Raw genomic sequence first — 18,438 nt, 5'->3', positions numbered from 1 at the left:
TGCTTTGGCGCTTTTGAGGACAATCTAGCGCGGATCTCATCGTGGAGCTGGGCCTAATATATTGGGTAACCAACAAAGACTCCGAATACATTAGCGCAAACCAACTACGTTATCGATATTATTACTTGCAATATTGAGGCGGACCATACATTCCGCCCCCATTGTGAGTTAAAAAACCATGAATTAGTTGCCACAGTTAGTTGCCTACAAACAGACTAAACTGACAAATGAGGTTCTTCTGGGGAATCACACCACTAAAAAGAGAATATACGTCGCCAATCACGTTTCATGCTCACTACATGCCATCCACCGGATTTTGCGGCGTTAAGGGAGGCATTATCCTTTTCAGCGTAAGAAAATTCACGGGCATCATCATCATGATTGATGAGAAGTTGAAAATTTGGTAATTCATTGGACTGGCTATAAGTGAGCTGCCCTATGTCTCCACCTGAACGGACATTTCCACCAACAAAAATCGGGATTCGGCCAATACGTAATTCAATTCCAACGGGTTTGGTGACTCCATCATGCATAAACATATTTTTTGAGCCTTTGATAATGCGCCACTCACCGTTAACCTGCTCAAATGAATTAATTGCAAAGCTACCAATTACGTTTTCCGGAACAATGCCATATGTGTCCATCGCTATAACTCTCATGAAGCTCACGCCACCACCATAACTCAAATAGGTTTTGAATTTGTTGTTACGAAGATATGTCAAAAGTTCTAACATTGGTTGATAAGCTGTATTGTTATAACTCTGCTTAAATTTCGGATGCTTAACCGTTTGTAAAAATTCAAGCACTCTCTTGTTGTAATCCTGAATCGACATACCCGTATGAGTCGCCATAATCAATTTAAACATCTCTTTGCCATGGTTGTTAATATAATCGTTAATCAGATATTCAGTGTCTCCTTCAAGAACAGCTTTATAAGGATTTTGGCTTTTCCACTCAGGATGCTGAGGTGACATTTTTTTTATTTGGTAAGAGGCATATTCAAGTTGTACAACAGGCTGCTCTGCCCAAAGAGTACCATCATTGTCAAACGCTGCTATGCGTTCTTCAGGGGCAACAAAATCTGGGTTGCCTTTTGTGGTAACACTTGCTACGAACTTAGTGATGGCTAATTTAACAGCTCCATTATTCCAAGACGGCAACGGGTCCACAGGTTTTTTTGCTGCAATGGCAGGAAAAATTATTGCAAAGCACAAAGTTAAAATAGCGTATCTCAGATGGCTTGTTTTCGTGTTTTTCATTAATTCGTCCTTATAAATTCAAAATACTGTTGTTTACATCCTGTTTGGTAATTCAATCGATTACTTGTATTTAATATTTGTTTATTATCTTTATATTATTATCCAACAATACAGTATCGGTTAATAATTAATATTTTGCGATTGCTTTAAACTTTATGATTGAATCTTAATTAATGGCAGCTTTCGTATCTTTACGGACCCTTTTCATGATCCAAAATCATCTTATCCAATGATCACTTTGATACTATAGCTGAGGTTTCAGGTTTTCGTTGACAGGACTGTTCGTGCCGTAAAGCGGTTGCTAGCAACTCGTTAATACTAACGTCCGCCTCAAGCTCAAAGTTGCTGCTCATATTCAATTCTTAAACGTTAACTATGATTTTTAATTGGCGATACGAAATTAGTGAACCTAAAGCTTACATTGAACGAAAGCGGAAATTTTACTATTTATTTTGGATTGCTCAGTGAAGGTTTGTTGAACATCAGTATCATGAGCTAGGTCGTGATAATTATACTCTATTCGCAACTCGCTGTTAGCGGGTGAGTTGATGTTTTTTTACCTAGAACCAATAACTTAACCCAAACATAATAAGTAATGCACCTAAATATTTACTGATAATCTCTCCTTTTGGCATAATTTTTTCTACAACAATTACCAGCGTTAAAATAAGAATCCATTTTAGATTCATTACCCCACTTACAAATAAGACTGTCATTAAAAACCAACAACAGCCTACGCAATAGCTGCCGTGTTTTAGGCCTAAGAGTAATGCACCTTTAAAACCTTCTTGCCAATCTTTGCTGAGCATAGACAATGGTGAACGACACAGATTTAAGCAGTTTTGCTTAAATGAAGAAAACTGATAGATACCAGCAATGATTAAAATTGACGCACTAAAGCTTGTGTTCGCACTATCCATCATTGGTGTCAGTAGATCTAAATGGTGTAGAAAATACTGTAAAAAAGTAATAACTAAGCTGTATAAGCACCAAATCATGATATAGCCAAAGGTAAAAATAATGGTTGGTGTGTAGGTTTGATTTGACGAAATACGTTGCAGGTTTAGTTTATTTACCAATAATATCACTGGAATTGCCGATGGCAGCATCATTCCTGCCATCATAATAGCCCACATGATAAACAGCATGAATACATCAGTCACAGACCAACTTGCGACCGGATTCATATTCATAGTCATATCAAAAAGCATGTAATGCCAACTCAAGTAAATGAGCATGCATACACTAATAATGATAAAAATTCGATTTATTAATACCATTTTGTAATCAGGCATTGAGGCATCTTTATTTAAGCATTTGGCCAATTCACAACAGCGTTTGCAGCAAAGGTATCACTATAATTAAAAGCTATATTGCCATGGTTAATTTTCATTAATTTGGTTTTTCCTGCAAAACCATCGTTCCACATAAAACCACCTTTAGGGAAGGTAATATGCACTTCATTAATGTCGCCAGTAACGGGGTTAATGTGTGGCTCTTGTTCAACCTCAATAATTCCCTCTATTGTGATCGTTGATGTATAGTCTTGCCTATTTAACTTAATATCAGCCATTATTGGTCCATCAAATTCACTAAACAAAGTACCTAGTATTTCAACAGGCATGCCACCTGCTTGTCCTGACATTATGGTAGCAAGCGCACCGACTTGTTCTTCGTTAGCATTGTTATCAATAAAAAGAGCTCCTTTGCCATTACCTTCATGCATGGCACTTGGCCAAGCGGCAGCAAATACCATTTTCAAACCACTTAAGTCTAAATCGTTAAAGTGACCACTGAGTACTTCAAAGCCTAATATTGCTTCACAGCCGCCATTTTCACTGGTTGGGAAACCGTCAAACTGACAGCCACATCCGTGACTACAGCTACAATTTTCAATTTGATTCATTGATAATGCCCAAGAATGTTGATTATTCATAGATAAAGCTCCTCTTATTGGGGTGGTTAAATTATAGGCTAAAATTTATTGTTTTTCCTTTTTGAGAGCAAAACGCTAAAGCAGACGTAATAATTCATTTACTGTATGGCAACAGAGAGCATAAGGGGTCGTAAACTGTTATTCAAAATAGCTATAGCTAATGATCACTTTGATACGATAGGGACGTTAGCCTTTGCTTATATACCGATAACGGGACATGAATTTTATGTGTATGTTCCCATTATTATCGAAATAAAAACACCTATGTTAAACAAAGGCGTTGTAGTTTGTAATTTCTGATTTAAATGAAAAAAGTCAGTGACATTTTTATCTTATAATGGCTAGTCTAAATAATGTTAAAGAACTAGCTATTCGTTAATCTGAAATTTTTGTAGCCACTGAGTACAGCGAGCATCATCACGATTCTCATAATGAAGGATAGCGGATGCAAGTCCAATGTTGAAATCACCATCGTTATCAGTTCCAATTGCGGTTAAAAGCATCGTGTACCATGCTGTTATTCCGCCAGAAGGTGGCGCTTCGAATTTAGGGAAGTCAGGCTCATTATTTGTGCCTGTTAGCCAATCATTCGCAATGTTTGGGTTAATGACTGATGCTCGCGCTAAACCTACAAAGTCGACAGCGCCACATTCCAGTGATTTTACAGCCTGATCGCAAGTTTTAAAGCCTCCTGTTACCATTAAAGGTATAAGCGTTAGACATCTTGCTTTTACTGCAAATTCGATAAAATATGGGCCATTCGAAGCTCCTTCTGAGCTAGATTTTGCTCCAGGGAAATAAGACCCTCCACTTAATTCTATTAAGTCAATCGAGGTGTTATCGAGAATACGGATAGCTTCTAAAGCATCTTCTTGTGTTAAACCACCTTCCAGCTGATCTGTTGAGTTAATCTTAATTCCTATAGGAAATGAATCACCAACCGCACTTCTGACCTTATCAATTATCTCCACAATAATTCTGCATCGTGCTGTTATGGAACCACCATACTTATCTTGTCGATGATTGAATAGTGGTGATAAAAACTGACTGAGTAAAAAGCCATGACCAGCATGGATTTGAACGCCTGTGAAGCCAACGTCTTTCGCGATCATTGCGGCCTTAGCATATATTTCAGGTAACTGAGATACTTCAATCTCCGACATTCCATCACACTGAAAACTACCAATGCTAAGGGCAGAAGGCCCTTTCGGTTTACTGATGGGTAAATGAGAGAGCCCTCCTGCATGTCCTAGCTGGGGCCATATATGAGCACCATTGATTGAGGCACTTGAGGCTAGAGTACGCAATGCTTTTAAATCTGCATCAGGAGCTAAAACCAGATTACCAGGCTTTTCAGGGAAACGTGGGTCTACCTGAACTTCTCCTATAATTGATAAGCCAAGTCCACCCTCTGCCCATCTTTCATAAAGTCGAGTCTGAACATTTGTAGCGTTACCTTCTCCATCAGCAAGCGAATCTGACATGGCTGATTTTATAAGCCTATTTTTAATAACAGCGCCACATGGCAGTTTTAGTGAACGATTAAGTAAATGTTCGAATCTAGTTGGCTTAGTCATAAGTACCTCTTGTTAATCAAAATATTTATAAAGAATTTAAGACATTATCAACCATTTTCTATAAACTAAAAACACACCAATATTTAAAACACTATTAAAAATAAGTTTATAATGAACACATCAGATCTAAGTTTATTTATTCGAATCGTTGAAACCAGCAGCATAACTGAAACGGCGAAACAATTGGGTGTAACGCCTCCTGCCGTCAGCTCCGCTCTTAGACGATTAGAAAAACAGCTAGATGTACAATTATTTATAAGAACAACGAGACAACTACGTATTACTCCACAAGGAGAACAATTTCTACACCATTGTCGACAGGCGTTGGATAGCTTAGAGCAAGGGAAAATAGCAGCTCATCAGATAGAAGGTAAGATAAGCGGAAAATTACGACTGTCTATATCATCAGATCTAGGGCGTAATATAGTTCTACCTTGGATTGATGAATTAGCAGAAATTCACCCTAGCTTATCAATAGATTTACATGTAGGTGACTCCCTTTCAGATTTTGTACTAGATCACGTTGATGTAGCCCTTCGTTATGGTAAACCCAAAGACTCAACAATGGTTTCATTTCTTATTGCAACTATGAATAGGATTACTTGTGCTTCTTCGGATTACTTATCTAAATATGGTGAACCTTCACATCCTGAAGATCTAAGAAAGCATAATTGTTTACTATATAAGAGAGATGGATATCTATTTAGCCATTGGGAATATATGGATAAGTCAGGAAACTATAGAGTCAAAGTTGGGAGTAATAAAGTAAGTAACGATACAGATATTGTTCGACGTTGGGCTATTAGCGGAAAAGGCATAATAAATAGAGCTCATATTGATGTATTTTCAAATTTAGTCGATGGAAAATTGGTACAGATCCTTGCCGATTATCAGTCACCACCAGTAGAACTCCACCTCATCTGCCCAAGTAGAAAACAAGTCAGCCCAGCAGTAATCGCATTAAGGGAATTACTTAGATACAAGTGCTCACAAATACTTACGACTTGATGTTTGTCTACTAGCTCAGTCAACAAGGATAAGTTAAATCATAAAGAGTTTATATCTTGTGATAGGTACTCAAATGAATGTTAGGACAAAAACGAGCAGATTTTTCAAGGTGTAACGACTATATCGTGCTCATTACAGCCAGTGGCATTAGATTTCTGGTATTTAATTATTTCCTAGTAGCAGACATTCGCTTTAGTTGATTTTTAGCATTATTTTAAGTTCAAAAGTGGTATCCAACGGTTGTAAAGCAATAGGAAAAAACTGCTAATTTTTTAACATTTTGTTCTTGGCAACCTGTAGTCTTTATTTGTCGCCCGCAGGATTGCAGGCGTTAGCAAAGAAAATTATGACTGAGACATTAATACTTTAATTTTTTCGTCTTGTATTAGCATTAAAATAATCGCTTTATTAACTTCACGACGTGTCTTTGATTTATGCCAACGATTCCAGCAACTAACATTATCCCAGTTGGTGATAATCGTTCTAATATTGGGGTTATCAACGTTGCTGAATGATGCACCAGAAATATAACCTTTTGCCGTCATTATTTCTGTCAAGCTTTTGCGAATTTCAGAATCGTATGTTGTTTGCATATCGTCAGCGAGTACACGCTCAATAATTACTTTTATCATTTTTATTTCAGTTTACTAATAATTAAACTTACACACATCACCATGAATAGCCTATAGATATAACGCATTTAACCAATCATTGTAAAGCAGGATAATAGATGACATTCATATCTTTAGCTTCAGCTATGCGCACTTAGTTGTCTGTATTTTCTAACGGCTTGTGAGATTTTTTATAATTTTTAAAGATTTTCACACAAAATCATCAATTAATTTACCCTTATCGAGCTACAGTCTAGAGAACATGTAAACAAGAAATCTCACTTTGTTTAAAGATCCACACATATATTTTAAAATATATAGGAATACAAATAACCAGCACCTACTGCCATTGATAATATTACAGTTAAGAATGCAATGACCATTTGGTTTTTGAATAGTGATTTAAGTAATATTACTTCGGTTAAACTAGCACCAGCGCTGCCAATAATTAAGGCCATCACTGCACCAAGTCCCATGCCTTTTGCTGCTAATGCCGCACTTAATGGTATTACTGCTTCTGCTCTAATATAGAGTGGGATACCAATCACTGCTGCGATAGGCACCGCAAATGGGTTGCTTTCGCTCGCTACACTTGCGACAAATTCTGTTGGCATAAATCCGTAAATCATTGAGCCTAATGCAATACCGGCAATTAAATAAGGCAACACTTTTTTAAAATCAGACCATGTGCTGTGCCAAATCTTTGTCCATTTACTCACCGTTTTACCATTGTTACCGCAGCTACTCGCACAGCCTTTATTTTCAGGGGTAATGTACGCTTCAGGTTTTATATATTTCTCAAAACCAAATTTCTCTAACAAATAACCCGCAGCAATTGAAACACCCATTGCAATGGTAAAATAGAATGCCGTAACTTTTAGGCCAAAGGTGACGGCAAATAAACCGATGATAATTGGGTTAAGTAATGGACTAGCAAATAAGAACACCATCATAGTACCAAAGCCGGCTTTTGCTCTCAGTAATCCTTTTAAGAAAGGAATCGTTGAGCATGAACAAAAAGGTGTAATAGCGCCAAGAAATCCTGCGACGATATAACCTCTACCATTCTTACTACTTAAAATACTCTGAATTTTACTCGGCGGAATGTACTCTTGAAGAACACCGACAATATAACTGATCAGTAAAAAAAGTACGGTTAGCTCTATGGCTAAAAAAGCAAACATGTTTAGGGTATCAAATACCATTTGTTGTGTAATTGTCATAATAAATATTCTCGGTAGTTATTAATTCGTTATTTCTAGATTGTTCGAATTATAAAGAAAAAAGTATCCGTGTCAATATATTTCTAGTAATATCGAATTATAGAAAAGTAACACCAATTTGGAGAGAATGTTATGGATATAGATGTTATTGCCAAAGCCTTAAAAGAATTAGGTCACCCAACTCGATTAGCAATATTTAAACGCTTAGTAAAATCAGGTGAACAAGGCATTGCTGTGGGTGAAGTGCAAGAAGAGCTAAAAATACCTGGTTCAACCTTATCCCATCACATCTCTAGTTTGGCTTCTGCTGGGTTAATTACCCAGCGCCGTGAAGGACGAGTTCTTTATTGCGTGGTTGAATATGACAAACTACTTTCTGTCATTGCTTTTCTTCAAGACGAATGTTGTATTGATGAGCAGTAACTCTCAAACGGCCGTTGATAGTATCGTTCAGGGATCTGTCTACAGTATCTCTTCAAGTTTTTTCCGTCGATTCATTGGTATCCCAACAGTTATAAAAATCAGCGATAGTGGCGTAGTTATCGACGTCGAAAATAATTTTACCCAGATAAAGTGGGAAGATCTAATCGTTCCTCCAACCTTTCATCTGAGTTTTTTTGGTCAAATAATTTCATTTAAAACAGAAAGCAGAAGCTATGTCTTCACCATGCTTGATTATAAGTCGAAGCGTAAGCACAAAAATAATTGTGAGCAACGTTGGGCTGCAGCTAACATTTCGCGTGTAGAAACGTTATTAACAGCCATAGAAAATTTCAAGATTAATCGATATCTGCGTCGTTCAACAATTGAACGTATTCAATTAGCGGCGAAGCAAGAATTAGTTCGCTGGTTGCCGTGGCTTTCATCAAATCGGTCAACTAAAGCAACGAGTTCACTAGCAAATGTTATTGAAATAATACAGCGGTTATCGACTTACCAACGTTGGAACGAGCATGGAATAGCTAATTGTCGTGAAAGCTACATCAGTGAGCAACTTCAAGTGCATAAAGCTTTCTTTGATAACGTTGAGTCTAATCCGTTAACACAAAGTCAGCGCAGGGCGTGTATTATCGATAATGACAATAATTTGTTGTTAGCTGGCGCGGGAACCGGAAAAACTAGTGTGATGGTTGGCCGAACAGGTTATTTACTCAATAGCTTACAAGCGAAGAGTGATGAAATATTATTGTTAGCCTACGGACGCAAAGCTGCCAATGAAATGGATGAAAGAATTAGAGATAAGTTATCGACTGATAAAATCAGCGCGACCACTTTTCATAGTTTAGGGCAGAGTATTATCGCTCAGGTTGAAGGGGGGAAACCCAGTTTATCGGTATTTGCAGATGATGAAAAAGCAAAGTCTAAATGGATTCAAAGCTGTTTTGAAACATTAATTAAAGAAGATAGGCAGTATCGCAAGCTCATCCTTGAGTATTTCGGACAGTACTATTACGTTGAACGCAGTGCTTTTGATTTTAAAAGCAAAGGCGAGTACTACCAGTACTTAACTGACAATGATATCCGCAGCTTTAAAGGCGAACTAGTCAAAAGTTTTGGAGAGCTTTATATTGCCAATAGCTTATTCTCTTATGGCATAGAATATCAGTATGAAGCTAAATACGCTTATGATGTAAAAACAAGTGAACGCAAACAATATCAGCCAGACTTTTTTCTGCCTGAATTAAATGTATATATTGAATATTATGGAATTGATGAAAACGAAGATACAGCCTCTTATATAGATAAAGATGAATACCATAAGGGTATTGAATGGAAACGTGACACCCATAATAAATTTAACACTGTGTGTCTTGAATTTACCTATGCTCAGCATAAAGCAGGTCAATTACTTAGTGCCTTAAAGGCGTCATTGATTGAACAACAAAAGCAATCTGACTTATCATCTGCTGACCCTTTACCTAGTGAATTATTACCTACCGAACTTATACCTACTAAATTAAGCCCAATTGAACTTATACCTACTGAAGTAATACTAGCAACACTCAATGAGAGTGGCAGAATAACCGAGCTTGCTAAAACATTTACTCAACTCGTGGGACTTTATAAAGCAGCTTGTTTAGATTCGACTTCAGACCGAGCTTTATCTGATACGTTACAGAGTACTTTGAAAGAGACAATCATCGCTAACTCTGTAGAGCCAAAACAGACAGAAAAAGCCTTAGCATTGCTTAACCCAATTTTAAGCGCTTATGAACAACATTTAACATATCACCATGAAATTGATTTTGAAGATATGATTAATAAAGCCTTAGCATATGTTCAAGCAGGTAAGTTTCAGTCTCCTTGGCGTTATATCATGGTCGATGAATTTCAAGATATATCTGAGCCGCGAGCGCGTCTCGTTAAAGCGCTACGTGATAATAATAAAGAATGCTCTGTTTTTGCTGTGGGCGATGATTGGCAGGCGATATACCGATTTAGTGGTGCCGATGTTACCTTAACGACTAATTTTTCAAATTATTTTGGGTCAACGACTCAATCAGCATTAGATCAAACTTTTCGATTCAACAACCAAATTGGCAAAGTTGCAACCGATTTTATTAGCAAAAATCCGGCACAACTTAGTAAAACAATTACCTCGTTGAAACAAGTTAATGCGCCTGCCGTGTCATTGCTGAAAAGAGATAGCAGTCAATTCCGTTCACGAAAAGCAACACTTATCGATGAAATGGCCAATGGTGCGATTGATGATGTGTTAGCGGCTATATCAGCTAAAGTATGTAAGCCTGTTACTGTTTATTTATTAGCGCGTTTTTGGTTTCTTTTGCCAAGCAATATAGACATTAATAGGTTGAATAATCAATACCCATTACTCACTATTGATGCCCAATCCTTTCATGCATCAAAAGGAAAAGAGGCTGATTATGTCATTATTGTTGGTCTGAAAAAGGGCGTTCATGGTTTTCCTTCTGAAAAAGCAATACCAGCACTACTTGATGCACTACTAGCGAAAAAAGAAGCCTTTGCTTATGCAGAAGAACGTCGCTTATTTTATGTTGCGCTAACTAGAGCGCGAGACAGAGTTTATATTATTGGAGATATGAGCGAATCCAACCACTTTGTTAAAGAACTTGTGAACGATCATCAAATTGAACTTAATGAATTTGAAAGTACAGCAAGTCAATCATTGGTAGATGATTTACATTGTTTGGCGTGCGAAACAGGGTTATTAAAAAAACGCACCGGCCGCTTTGGGCCTTTTTACGCTTGTTCACATTTTCCTCTCTGTGAATATAAAGAAAAGCCTTGTGTTAAATGTGAAAGTCCAATGACACATAAACGTTATCCTGGTTTTAAACTTTGCTTGAATGATTCATGCAAAAATTTGATACCAACCTGTAGTCAATGTAATGCAGAAATGGTTTTACGTGTTAGCAATAAGGGTGAATTTTGGGGTTGTCGGAATTATAAAGGCAATGATCCAATGAGTTGTAAAAATGGCATCGATAATTCTAAGGTTAACTGGCCTGAATTGGTGACCTAAAAGGGTATTATTCTCGCTGAGTGGTTAATAACTTAGTCAATTTGGTATTTAGTTTTCTCTTGCTCTATAAAGCTCAGCTATAACAGCGTAGGATCAGGCTACTTTAGATAAAAACTTAGGTTTGCACTTATACCCGTGGGTAATAGGTGCACTAACATAAAAAATTATGCAACTAACAGCAAAAGCATCACTTACTAACGCTTTACTTATTTCTATTTGTACACCTGAATTTAAAGGTGATGAAGCAACAGAATCACTTGCAGAGCTTGCGCGTTTAGTGACTACACTAGGATTTAAAGTAGTCGGCACCCAGTCTCAAAAGCAAAGTTCGACTAAAAGAGTTAATGTACTCGGTTTAGGGAAACTGGCAGAAATAGCACATCTTACGGGCAACCAAGGTGTGGTTGAAGGCGAAGAAAATGAAGACTTATTTGAAGAAATAGCTAATGAATCAGACTTTAGTGATATCCCATCAGATAATCTTCCGTTTGCTTGTGCTGATGTGGTGGTATTTGATTGTGATTTAAGCCCATCTCAGCTACGAAATGTTGAGAATCAATTAGGCGTAGAGGTATTTGACCGTACTGGCATTATTATTGAAATATTTAGTCGTCATGCGCGTACCAAAACAGCGAAATTACAAGTTGAAATTGCTCGTCTTAATTATGTAGCGCCACGACTTCGCGAAACATCATGTGGTGATAAAGAACGTCAAATGGGTAAAGGCGCTGGCGAAACTACGCTAGAGTTAAACCGCCGTGCAGTAAGAGACCAATTAGCAGAGCTCAAACGTGAGTTGGTCAGTGTTCAAAATGAAATGAAAGGCCGACGTACCCAACGTTCTGAGCTTTTTTGTGTTGCTTTGGTTGGTTATACCAATGCGGGCAAGTCATCAATGATGCGAGCAATTACCGGTAGTGATGTTGAAGGTGAAAACAAACTTTTTGCGACGCTTGATACCACGGTTCGTGCTTTATTTCCTATCACTCAACCGCGAATATTAGTGTCAGATACTGTCGGCTTTATTAAAAAATTACCGCACGACTTAGTCGCCTCATTTCATTCAACCTTAGCAGAAGCGCATGATGCTTCATTACTGTTGTATGTAGTCGATGCTTCTGATCCTTCATTTCGTGCGCAACTCGATGTAGTACACGGAGTACTGGAAGAAGTCGGTGTTGAGGACAGTAAAAAATTACTGGTACTCAATAAATCAGATCAACTAAGTATTGAGCAGCAACAAGCCCTGATGGAAGAGTTTCCTGATGCCATGCTGACATCTGCTCGTAATCCTGTTGATGTGAGTAAATTGCATAAATATATTGTTGGCGTTGCGCAAAACGAGATGATTGAAGAGGAGATTATTGTTCCTTATACCGCTAACGGTATCATAGGTGAAATTCGATCGAGAATGAGTGTTACTAAGGAAGAATATGAAAATAGTCATATTAAACTTACAGTTCGTTCAAATGCGATTGATTTAGCAAGATTGAAAAAACGGATGTTGAGCTTATAGAAAGGTACGAATTTTCTGAACCTACACAATGTTAAATATCTACTTATATGTCAATAGTAGGCTTTAACAAGTGGACCTGTTTTTTAGTGAGAACAGCTAGAATATTTGGTCCACTTTGTGCGTATCATAAATAGTAATAGACAAAAAAAAGAGATGATTTTTAAAATGGTTAAGTAATCGAACAATAGGGTTTAGCGTTCCTGTCGAATACTGATCAATGACATAAGTATATATCTGCGTAGTCTTCAGTACTATCAAAGCAATTAGGGTTTATGTTAAATTTAATCTTTCTAAATTATTGAAATGTTAAATATCAATTAATAAAAATCACGGGACTGATATTTCTGGGATGTCTCTATAACAAACTGTTTAATCAAAACAATATACAGCTAGCTGTTTTCAATCTGTTCAGCATTTTAGCAACCAATCTTTAGCCTGTTATTTGGGCGTTAACTGACAAACAAGGTTTATGAGTATAATTCTAGTTTCAGATGTTTTTGGTATTACTCCCGCTTTATTAAAACTAAAAGACAAACTTGGGGCAAATACTATTGTTGATCCATACAAAGGAAAAAGTATGGGTTTTAAAAATGAAGCTGAGGCATATTCATGCTTTATTACTACAGTTGGGCTTGATAGATACGTTTCACAAGTAGTTAAAACGTTGGCGTCACTCGACAGTCAAACAACCCTAATTGGTTTCAGTGTAGGCGCCTCAGCAATTTGGAGACTTTCCCTAAACAATGACAATAATATTATTAAACAAGCGTTTTGCTTTTATGGTTCACAAATAAGGAATTACACCAACATAGATCCTTGTTTTAAAATAAATTTAGTATTCCCTAAAAATGAATCACATTTTGATGTTTCTAAGCTTAAAGAAGAGCTTACAAAAAAAAATAATGTAATAACAACACAAGTGGATTACTTACATGGTTTTATGAATTATTATTCAAGCAATTTTAATCAAGTTGGCTATGAGCAACACGTCGCATTATTGCGTTCAAATGCCAGCTGACAAGTAAATAAACAAGGACACGTAACTGTTGGCTGCGTTCCACTTCGTTTCACATCTTAGCTAACAATTACTTAGCCTGTGCTATTTGGGCGATATTTTTCAAGGAATTTTTATGATTTATTCAACCACAGAGTCAATCCCAGGAAAAGAAATAGAAGAAATTGTCGGTGTCGTCACTGGCAACGTAGTGCAAGCAAAGCATATTGGACGGGACATAATGGCAGGCCTAAAAAGTATTGTCGGCGGTGAAATACGCGGTTACACGGAAATGCTAACTGATGCTAGAGATATCGCAATTCAACGGTTAGTTGAGAATGCACAAGAAAAGGGAGCTGATGCGGTTGTAGGTATTCGTTTTACCACAAGCGCAATAATGGATGGTTCATCTGAAATTATGGTCTTTGGAACAGCGGTAAAATTAAAAAAATAACCAGTTAATAAATGTGTCTTTTTTATCGGGAGGGAGATCACACATAACAGTTGTCGACGTTTCGGGGCACTCTTTTAGCTAATAATTTTTTCCTCTTAACGGGGTGTTATAAAAACGAAGGAAATATTGTGCATCTCTCAGATGAAAGAATAAAGCTATTACCATTTGATAAATCAGATCTGGAACTGTTCTTAGAAATATCAACTTGCTCAGAAATTATGAAGCATGTATCTAAACCTTTTACCTATGATGAAGCAAAAGCAGCATTTGAAGTTAGATCACAACCGTGGGATATAAAAAGTGATGGATGGTTCTCACTGTCTATCACTGAATTAGAATGTGGTGAAAAAGTTGGTAGTATTGCGCTTAAAATACTGAACCATGAAGCTAAGATTGCTGAAGTTGGTTTCCTTATAAAGAGTGGTACACAAGGGAGGGGTATAGCAAGTAGTGCATTAAGGATACTCGAAGCATATGCGTTTAACGAGTTGGAATTGAATAAATTAGTAGCATTTTGTTCAGTTGATAATACAGGCTCGTATAAACTACTAGAAAAACAAGGTTTTATTCGTGAAGGATGTTTTTTGCAAAACACTGTAATTAATAATCGATATGTAGATGATTATGCATATGGCTTGTGTAAGTCGGCTTATAACAAGTCATAAACATGGCCCGCTTTAGGGTAACTCCGATGCTTAAAGTTAAACAATTATTGATAATAGCTTCACAAAATTCAAATAAGACACGAAATATTGAATCTTTAACTCATCGTTAAACTTGAAAAGTAGCTCTAATGTGCGCTAAATGGAAGCGAGAGTTGAAATATAAACCTTCTGTTTAGCGCTATTAAATTTTTATAACAAGATGCGTTTCTATATAAATTTGTTATAGCAAAGCGCAACATTGTTATTTAAAAGTTATTTAAAAATGACTTTTCTTAATCGATATTCACCAGTTAACTCTCTAACCTCAGGGTATTTAGCTGAGGTTTCTTGAGAGATTTTTTGATTTTCTTCACCCCATATTTTCATAAATTTATCATATTTAGTTTTATTTGGTTCTAAATCTTGAGAGCTTTCAAACGTGACTGTCAAAACCAAATTAAAATCTCCACTTTGTGGTAATTCACTAGCCCATATATTCCAATCTTTTATGTGTCCTAAATCCTTTTGGATTTTTACTGCCTTTATCCAGCTCTTTGTTAATCCCGCTAAATAGATATCTTCCATGTTGGGATCTACTTTGACTGTAGTTACAGAAAGTACTTCTTTACTTAAGTCATAATCTTTAAATATTTCTAATCGGTCCTGAGCAACAACATTTAGACTGACTAATAGCATTAATAAAAAAATGTTAACTATTTTCATTGTGATTTCTCCGAAGGTTAGTTTCTTTAATACACAACTTAAATCGCATTAAACTCATGGAGTATAGGTTAATAAATGTACTTTATCCGTTCGATAAAGGTACAGTTATATCCACGGAACTCTTCTAACTGATGACTTCTGCAGTTAATTACATTTTGTTTGGACACATACAAAGAGAGTAATGAGTAAATATTTATCACTAAATAAAAAGTATTGGCACCCGCTAATATGTGTAGTGCAAATATTACTTATGAAATTAGGTCTTTGGGGTAGGGAGGCACATCACTCGAATTTAATGTAGCCAATAATTATACTAAATCGATTCTATTTTTGATAAGTAAGTAGACTTTTTTATTAGCGCTTAGTCAGTAAACTTGCTGGTAACAGTGAAGTCTAGTTCTAAATTAGTGGTCATCTTCACTGAACTACCATATGAGAGCTAGCCTGCATAAATATCAAAAAAGAAATAGAGCGTGGTAGCAATACTCGCCACAATAACAAATTGTCTAACATGCTTTTGAGGAAGTTGACGTGACACATTCGCAGCAACATAGCCTCCTGCTAAGGTTCCGCATAACACAATAGAACCTTCATACCAGGCAATGACATCATTATAAATAAACAGTGCGATTGCAATCAGTGACACTGTCGATGAGATTAATAACTTTAAACCATTCATGGTATTGATATTAGTGTGACCCGCTAATGCTAAATAGCTGAGTGTAATGATGCCCAGCCCGGCGTTAAAGAAACCGCCATAAGTCGACACACCTAAGAGTATAATTGACAGTAAAATTCCGCCAATGGATGAGGCGTGACGGTGATTAGATGCCATTTTTTTTAATCTAGCATTAATTTTTCCACCAAACACAAACAGTACAGTAGCAAATAAAAGTAACCAAGGAATGGCTTCACGAAATACCGCTTCAGGCGTTTTCAGTAATAACCATGCACCCGCAATACCGCCAATTAAGCTGATTATTATGATTCGGAACAGTTCATCTTTATGATCAGAAATTTCTTTTCGAAAGGCATAAGTACCGCTCATATAACCAGCGCATGACGCAAAAGTATTTGTCGCACTGGCTATAATAGGGGGAATGCCGACAAACATAAGTGCGGGAAATGTAATGAAACTTCCGCCGCCTGCAATTGAGTTAATAACGCCGCCAAAAATGCCTGCGAAGAAGAGAAAAACCAGTTCAAATATCATCTTTAATAACAAGCCTTTGAGCATACATATTGGCTAAACGATAACACATTTACATGGAGTCCAATAGGAACATATAGCCACTAGAACTCTTTAAAAGGCAAAGGGTATTATAGGTACTTTTATGTTTTATCGGGTGGTGGTGTGCTGGATATTAAGTTATGACTGATTGGATCAAAGAGCATTATTCCCTAATAGAAATAGCACTATTTGTTAATTTTTTATCTCTGTTTGGGGAACTTAACGCTATAGAAAACATGACCACTTGATGCGTACTAAAGGCGTTAGTGCTATCAGGTTAATTAAACATAATCGTAAGTTGAAGTTATATACATAAAACAGCAAGTTTTACTGTTTCTAATACACTTATATTGTGGGATATTAACGGTAATTAGATGATTTTTATGGTTCAGGTATTACTGATACATGTCCATAATAAGCGTCATACTTTCAGGAGACTTGTGCAATGTCCAAAATTATTTTACAAGGTCACATCGTTATTCCTGATGCTGATTTAGCTAAAGTACAAGAAGAACTTATCACGCATAAAATGCTGACACGGCAAGAGTCCGGTTGTTTAACGTTTGAAGTAACTCAAGATAGTGTTAATAGTAATAAGTTTAATGTTTATGAAGAGTTTACCGACCAGGATGCATTTGATAGCCATCAATTGAGAGTTAAAAATTCAAACTGGGGTAAAGTTACCATAAATCTGCAAAGACATTATCAAATGAGTAACCGTGTTTAATCGCCATTTGTTATTTATACATCAACAATAATATCGACAAAAAAACGTCAACGTTGGCTGCACTTTACTTTGCACTGGTTTAGTAAAATTATACTTAGCCCATTAATTTTCTGTTATCAGCCCTTCAAGGCTTGGAGTTACTCAATGGATTTAAGATACTGGATAGATTTTATTATTGTCTTTGCTCTAGGTGTTATTCTTGTTCAAATATATCATGGAAAATTTTTAGATACCGCCAAAATCAACCTCAACTTTAGTCCTAGTTTCTTGAAAATAATTCGGTACATGGGGTTATTTATTATTGTTTATAGCGGCTATGGTGTAATCATTGATTATGCTTTTACTCATTAGTCGCTTATTATAGCTAACAATTTCCAGCCCCTTTTTAGGGGATTATGTTTTTCTTAACCTTTGCCTGATTGAATAATAACGATGATGATTCTTAGAGAATTCAAGGAAGATGATAAAGCACAGCTTGTACATATTTTGAATGAACCAGAAGTTGTTAAATACTTATCATCAAAAATACCAAAACCCTATACGATGCAAGATGCACAATGGTGGATTTCGACTGGAAGCAAAATTGGGATCGTTAAAGCAATAGAGTGTAATGGTACTTTGATCGGGTGTATTGGGGCTGATAGAGGAGAATTTGAATATCAACGCTCTGCTGAAATAGGCTATTGGATTGGAAAAGATTACTGGAGACAAGGTGTTGCAACTCAAGCTATTAATGAATTAATACCACTGATATTTAAAACTACAGACATTGTTAGACTTTTTGCATCCGTCTTTTCGAAAAACACAGCTTCCATACGCGTTTTAGATAAATGTGGTTTGCAATTAGAGGCTATACACAAGAAAGCAATATATAAAGACGGTAAATTCTATGACAATCATGTATTTAGTCTTTTGAAAACATAATGATAAATCACAACGAGACAACTTACCGTTTGTTTGATTTTGCGGCAACGTTATAACCAACCATTACTTAGTCCATTAAATGAGCGAAATATATTAAGCAGGGTTC

The 18,438-nt window shown here is 36.5% G+C and carries 18 protein-coding genes; 10 read left to right on the top strand and 8 right to left on the bottom strand.

Annotated features, from left to right (window positions below; all coding sequences use genetic code 11):
* Positions 1-254: 254 nt before the first annotated feature.
* From ESZ36_RS22275 to ESZ36_RS22260, 4 genes are all read right to left on the bottom strand, one after another.
* Complete coding sequence (locus ESZ36_RS22275) at positions 255-1,259, bottom strand: HAD family hydrolase (protein WP_146791989.1); 1,005 nt, start codon at positions 1,257-1,259, stop codon at positions 255-257.
* Positions 1,260-1,819: 560 nt separating this feature from the next.
* Complete coding sequence (locus tag ESZ36_RS22270; protein ID WP_246129216.1) at positions 1,820-2,452, bottom strand: DUF2182 domain-containing protein; 633 nt, start codon at positions 2,450-2,452, stop codon at positions 1,820-1,822.
* Between the two features lie 116 nt (positions 2,453-2,568).
* Entirely contained in the window at positions 2,569-3,195 is a 627-nt protein-coding gene (locus ESZ36_RS22265) for a DUF1326 domain-containing protein (protein ID WP_146791986.1), read from the bottom strand.
* Positions 3,196-3,563: 368 nt separating this feature from the next.
* A complete protein-coding gene (locus tag ESZ36_RS22260) occupies positions 3,564-4,772 on the bottom strand; it encodes an NADH:flavin oxidoreductase/NADH oxidase family protein (protein ID WP_146791984.1) in 1,209 nt (402 codons plus the stop codon).
* A 111-nt stretch (positions 4,773-4,883) separates the two neighbouring features.
* Between ESZ36_RS22260 and ESZ36_RS22255 the strand changes: the two genes are divergently transcribed.
* Positions 4,884-5,780, top strand: a complete 897-nt coding sequence (locus ESZ36_RS22255) for a LysR family transcriptional regulator (RefSeq protein ID WP_146791982.1) — start codon at positions 4,884-4,886, stop codon at positions 5,778-5,780.
* Positions 5,781-6,124: 344 nt separating this feature from the next.
* Here ESZ36_RS22255 and ESZ36_RS22250 read toward each other — a convergent pair whose 3' ends face one another.
* Positions 6,125-6,412 (bottom strand): antibiotic biosynthesis monooxygenase family protein, encoded by a 288-nt coding sequence (locus ESZ36_RS22250; protein WP_146791980.1) that lies wholly within the window; start codon positions 6,410-6,412, stop codon positions 6,125-6,127.
* Positions 6,413-6,699: 287 nt separating this feature from the next.
* A complete protein-coding gene (locus tag ESZ36_RS22245; protein WP_211357847.1) occupies positions 6,700-7,614 on the bottom strand; it encodes a permease in 915 nt (304 codons plus the stop codon).
* A 132-nt stretch (positions 7,615-7,746) separates the two neighbouring features.
* Between ESZ36_RS22245 and ESZ36_RS22240 the strand changes: the two genes are divergently transcribed.
* From ESZ36_RS22240 to ESZ36_RS22215, 6 genes are all read left to right on the top strand, one after another.
* Positions 7,747-8,037, top strand: a complete 291-nt coding sequence (locus ESZ36_RS22240) for an ArsR/SmtB family transcription factor (protein ID WP_146791976.1) — start codon at positions 7,747-7,749, stop codon at positions 8,035-8,037.
* Complete coding sequence (locus ESZ36_RS22235; protein ID WP_246129215.1) at positions 8,027-11,119, top strand: UvrD-helicase domain-containing protein; 3,093 nt, start codon at positions 8,027-8,029, stop codon at positions 11,117-11,119. The genes ESZ36_RS22240 and ESZ36_RS22235 overlap by 11 nt, the downstream gene beginning before the upstream one ends.
* Before the next feature lie 166 nt (positions 11,120-11,285).
* Entirely contained in the window at positions 11,286-12,635 is a 1,350-nt protein-coding gene (gene hflX / locus ESZ36_RS22230) for a GTPase HflX (RefSeq protein WP_146791974.1), read from the top strand.
* A gap of 469 nt (positions 12,636-13,104) precedes the next feature.
* Positions 13,105-13,653, top strand: a complete 549-nt coding sequence (locus ESZ36_RS22225) for a hypothetical protein (protein WP_146791972.1) — start codon at positions 13,105-13,107, stop codon at positions 13,651-13,653.
* A 112-nt stretch (positions 13,654-13,765) separates the two neighbouring features.
* A complete protein-coding gene (locus ESZ36_RS22220) occupies positions 13,766-14,083 on the top strand; it encodes a heavy metal-binding domain-containing protein (protein ID WP_146791970.1) in 318 nt (105 codons plus the stop codon).
* Positions 14,084-14,211: 128 nt separating this feature from the next.
* Positions 14,212-14,748, top strand: a complete 537-nt coding sequence (locus tag ESZ36_RS22215; protein WP_146791968.1) for a GNAT family N-acetyltransferase — start codon at positions 14,212-14,214, stop codon at positions 14,746-14,748.
* 252 nt (positions 14,749-15,000) lie between these two features.
* Here the strand turns inward: ESZ36_RS22215 and ESZ36_RS22210 are convergent, their stop codons facing one another.
* A complete protein-coding gene (locus tag ESZ36_RS22210) occupies positions 15,001-15,450 on the bottom strand; it encodes a hypothetical protein (RefSeq protein WP_146791967.1) in 450 nt (149 codons plus the stop codon).
* Between the two features lie 439 nt (positions 15,451-15,889).
* Positions 15,890-16,663 carry a sulfite exporter TauE/SafE family protein gene (locus ESZ36_RS22205; RefSeq protein ID WP_146791965.1) on the bottom strand — a complete coding sequence of 258 codons (774 nt, stop codon included), beginning with the start codon at positions 16,661-16,663 and terminating at the stop codon, positions 15,890-15,892.
* A 463-nt stretch (positions 16,664-17,126) separates the two neighbouring features.
* On the opposite strand from ESZ36_RS22205, the gene ESZ36_RS22200 reads away from it, so the two are divergent.
* The 3 genes from ESZ36_RS22200 (at position 17,127) to ESZ36_RS22190 (ending at position 18,332) form a co-directional block, all read left to right on the top strand.
* Positions 17,127-17,408 carry a putative quinol monooxygenase gene (locus ESZ36_RS22200; protein WP_146791963.1) on the top strand — a complete coding sequence of 94 codons (282 nt, stop codon included), beginning with the start codon at positions 17,127-17,129 and terminating at the stop codon, positions 17,406-17,408.
* A 144-nt stretch (positions 17,409-17,552) separates the two neighbouring features.
* A complete protein-coding gene (locus ESZ36_RS22195; RefSeq protein WP_146791961.1) occupies positions 17,553-17,759 on the top strand; it encodes a hypothetical protein in 207 nt (68 codons plus the stop codon).
* Between the two features lie 81 nt (positions 17,760-17,840).
* On the top strand, positions 17,841-18,332 hold the full coding sequence (locus tag ESZ36_RS22190; RefSeq protein ID WP_146791959.1) for a GNAT family N-acetyltransferase: 492 nt from the start codon (positions 17,841-17,843) through the stop codon (positions 18,330-18,332).
* Positions 18,333-18,438: the final 106 nt, after the last annotated feature.

Origin of the sequence: Colwellia demingiae, from assembly GCF_007954275.1 — a bacterium.
GTDB lineage: Bacteria > Pseudomonadota > Gammaproteobacteria > Enterobacterales > Alteromonadaceae > Colwellia > Colwellia demingiae.
This window is presented reverse-complemented; position numbering and strand designations above follow the sequence as displayed.

Coding starts and splice junctions, on each gene's coding strand:
- ESZ36_RS22275 (WP_146791989.1), bottom strand. CDS start 1,259: ATGAAAAACACGAAAACAAGCCATCTGAGATACGCTATTTTAACTTTG.
- ESZ36_RS22270 (WP_246129216.1), bottom strand. CDS start 2,452: ATGAATATGAATCCGGTCGCAAGTTGGTCTGTGACTGATGTATTCATG.
- ESZ36_RS22265 (WP_146791986.1), bottom strand. CDS start 3,195: ATGAATAATCAACATTCTTGGGCATTATCAATGAATCAAATTGAAAAT.
- ESZ36_RS22260 (WP_146791984.1), bottom strand. CDS start 4,772: ATGACTAAGCCAACTAGATTCGAACATTTACTTAATCGTTCACTAAAA.
- ESZ36_RS22255 (WP_146791982.1), top strand. CDS start 4,884: ATGAACACATCAGATCTAAGTTTATTTATTCGAATCGTTGAAACCAGC.
- ESZ36_RS22250 (WP_146791980.1), bottom strand. CDS start 6,412: ATGATAAAAGTAATTATTGAGCGTGTACTCGCTGACGATATGCAAACA.
- ESZ36_RS22245 (WP_211357847.1), bottom strand. CDS start 7,614: ATGACAATTACACAACAAATGGTATTTGATACCCTAAACATGTTTGCT.
- ESZ36_RS22240 (WP_146791976.1), top strand. CDS start 7,747: ATGGATATAGATGTTATTGCCAAAGCCTTAAAAGAATTAGGTCACCCA.
- ESZ36_RS22235 (WP_246129215.1), top strand. CDS start 8,027: ATGAGCAGTAACTCTCAAACGGCCGTTGATAGTATCGTTCAGGGATCT.
- hflX (WP_146791974.1), top strand. CDS start 11,286: ATGCAACTAACAGCAAAAGCATCACTTACTAACGCTTTACTTATTTCT.
- ESZ36_RS22225 (WP_146791972.1), top strand. CDS start 13,105: ATGAGTATAATTCTAGTTTCAGATGTTTTTGGTATTACTCCCGCTTTA.
- ESZ36_RS22220 (WP_146791970.1), top strand. CDS start 13,766: ATGATTTATTCAACCACAGAGTCAATCCCAGGAAAAGAAATAGAAGAA.
- ESZ36_RS22210 (WP_146791967.1), bottom strand. CDS start 15,450: ATGAAAATAGTTAACATTTTTTTATTAATGCTATTAGTCAGTCTAAAT.
- ESZ36_RS22205 (WP_146791965.1), bottom strand. CDS start 16,663: ATGATATTTGAACTGGTTTTTCTCTTCTTCGCAGGCATTTTTGGCGGC.
- ESZ36_RS22200 (WP_146791963.1), top strand. CDS start 17,127: ATGTCCAAAATTATTTTACAAGGTCACATCGTTATTCCTGATGCTGAT.
- ESZ36_RS22195 (WP_146791961.1), top strand. CDS start 17,553: ATGGATTTAAGATACTGGATAGATTTTATTATTGTCTTTGCTCTAGGT.
- ESZ36_RS22190 (WP_146791959.1), top strand. CDS start 17,841: ATGATGATTCTTAGAGAATTCAAGGAAGATGATAAAGCACAGCTTGTA.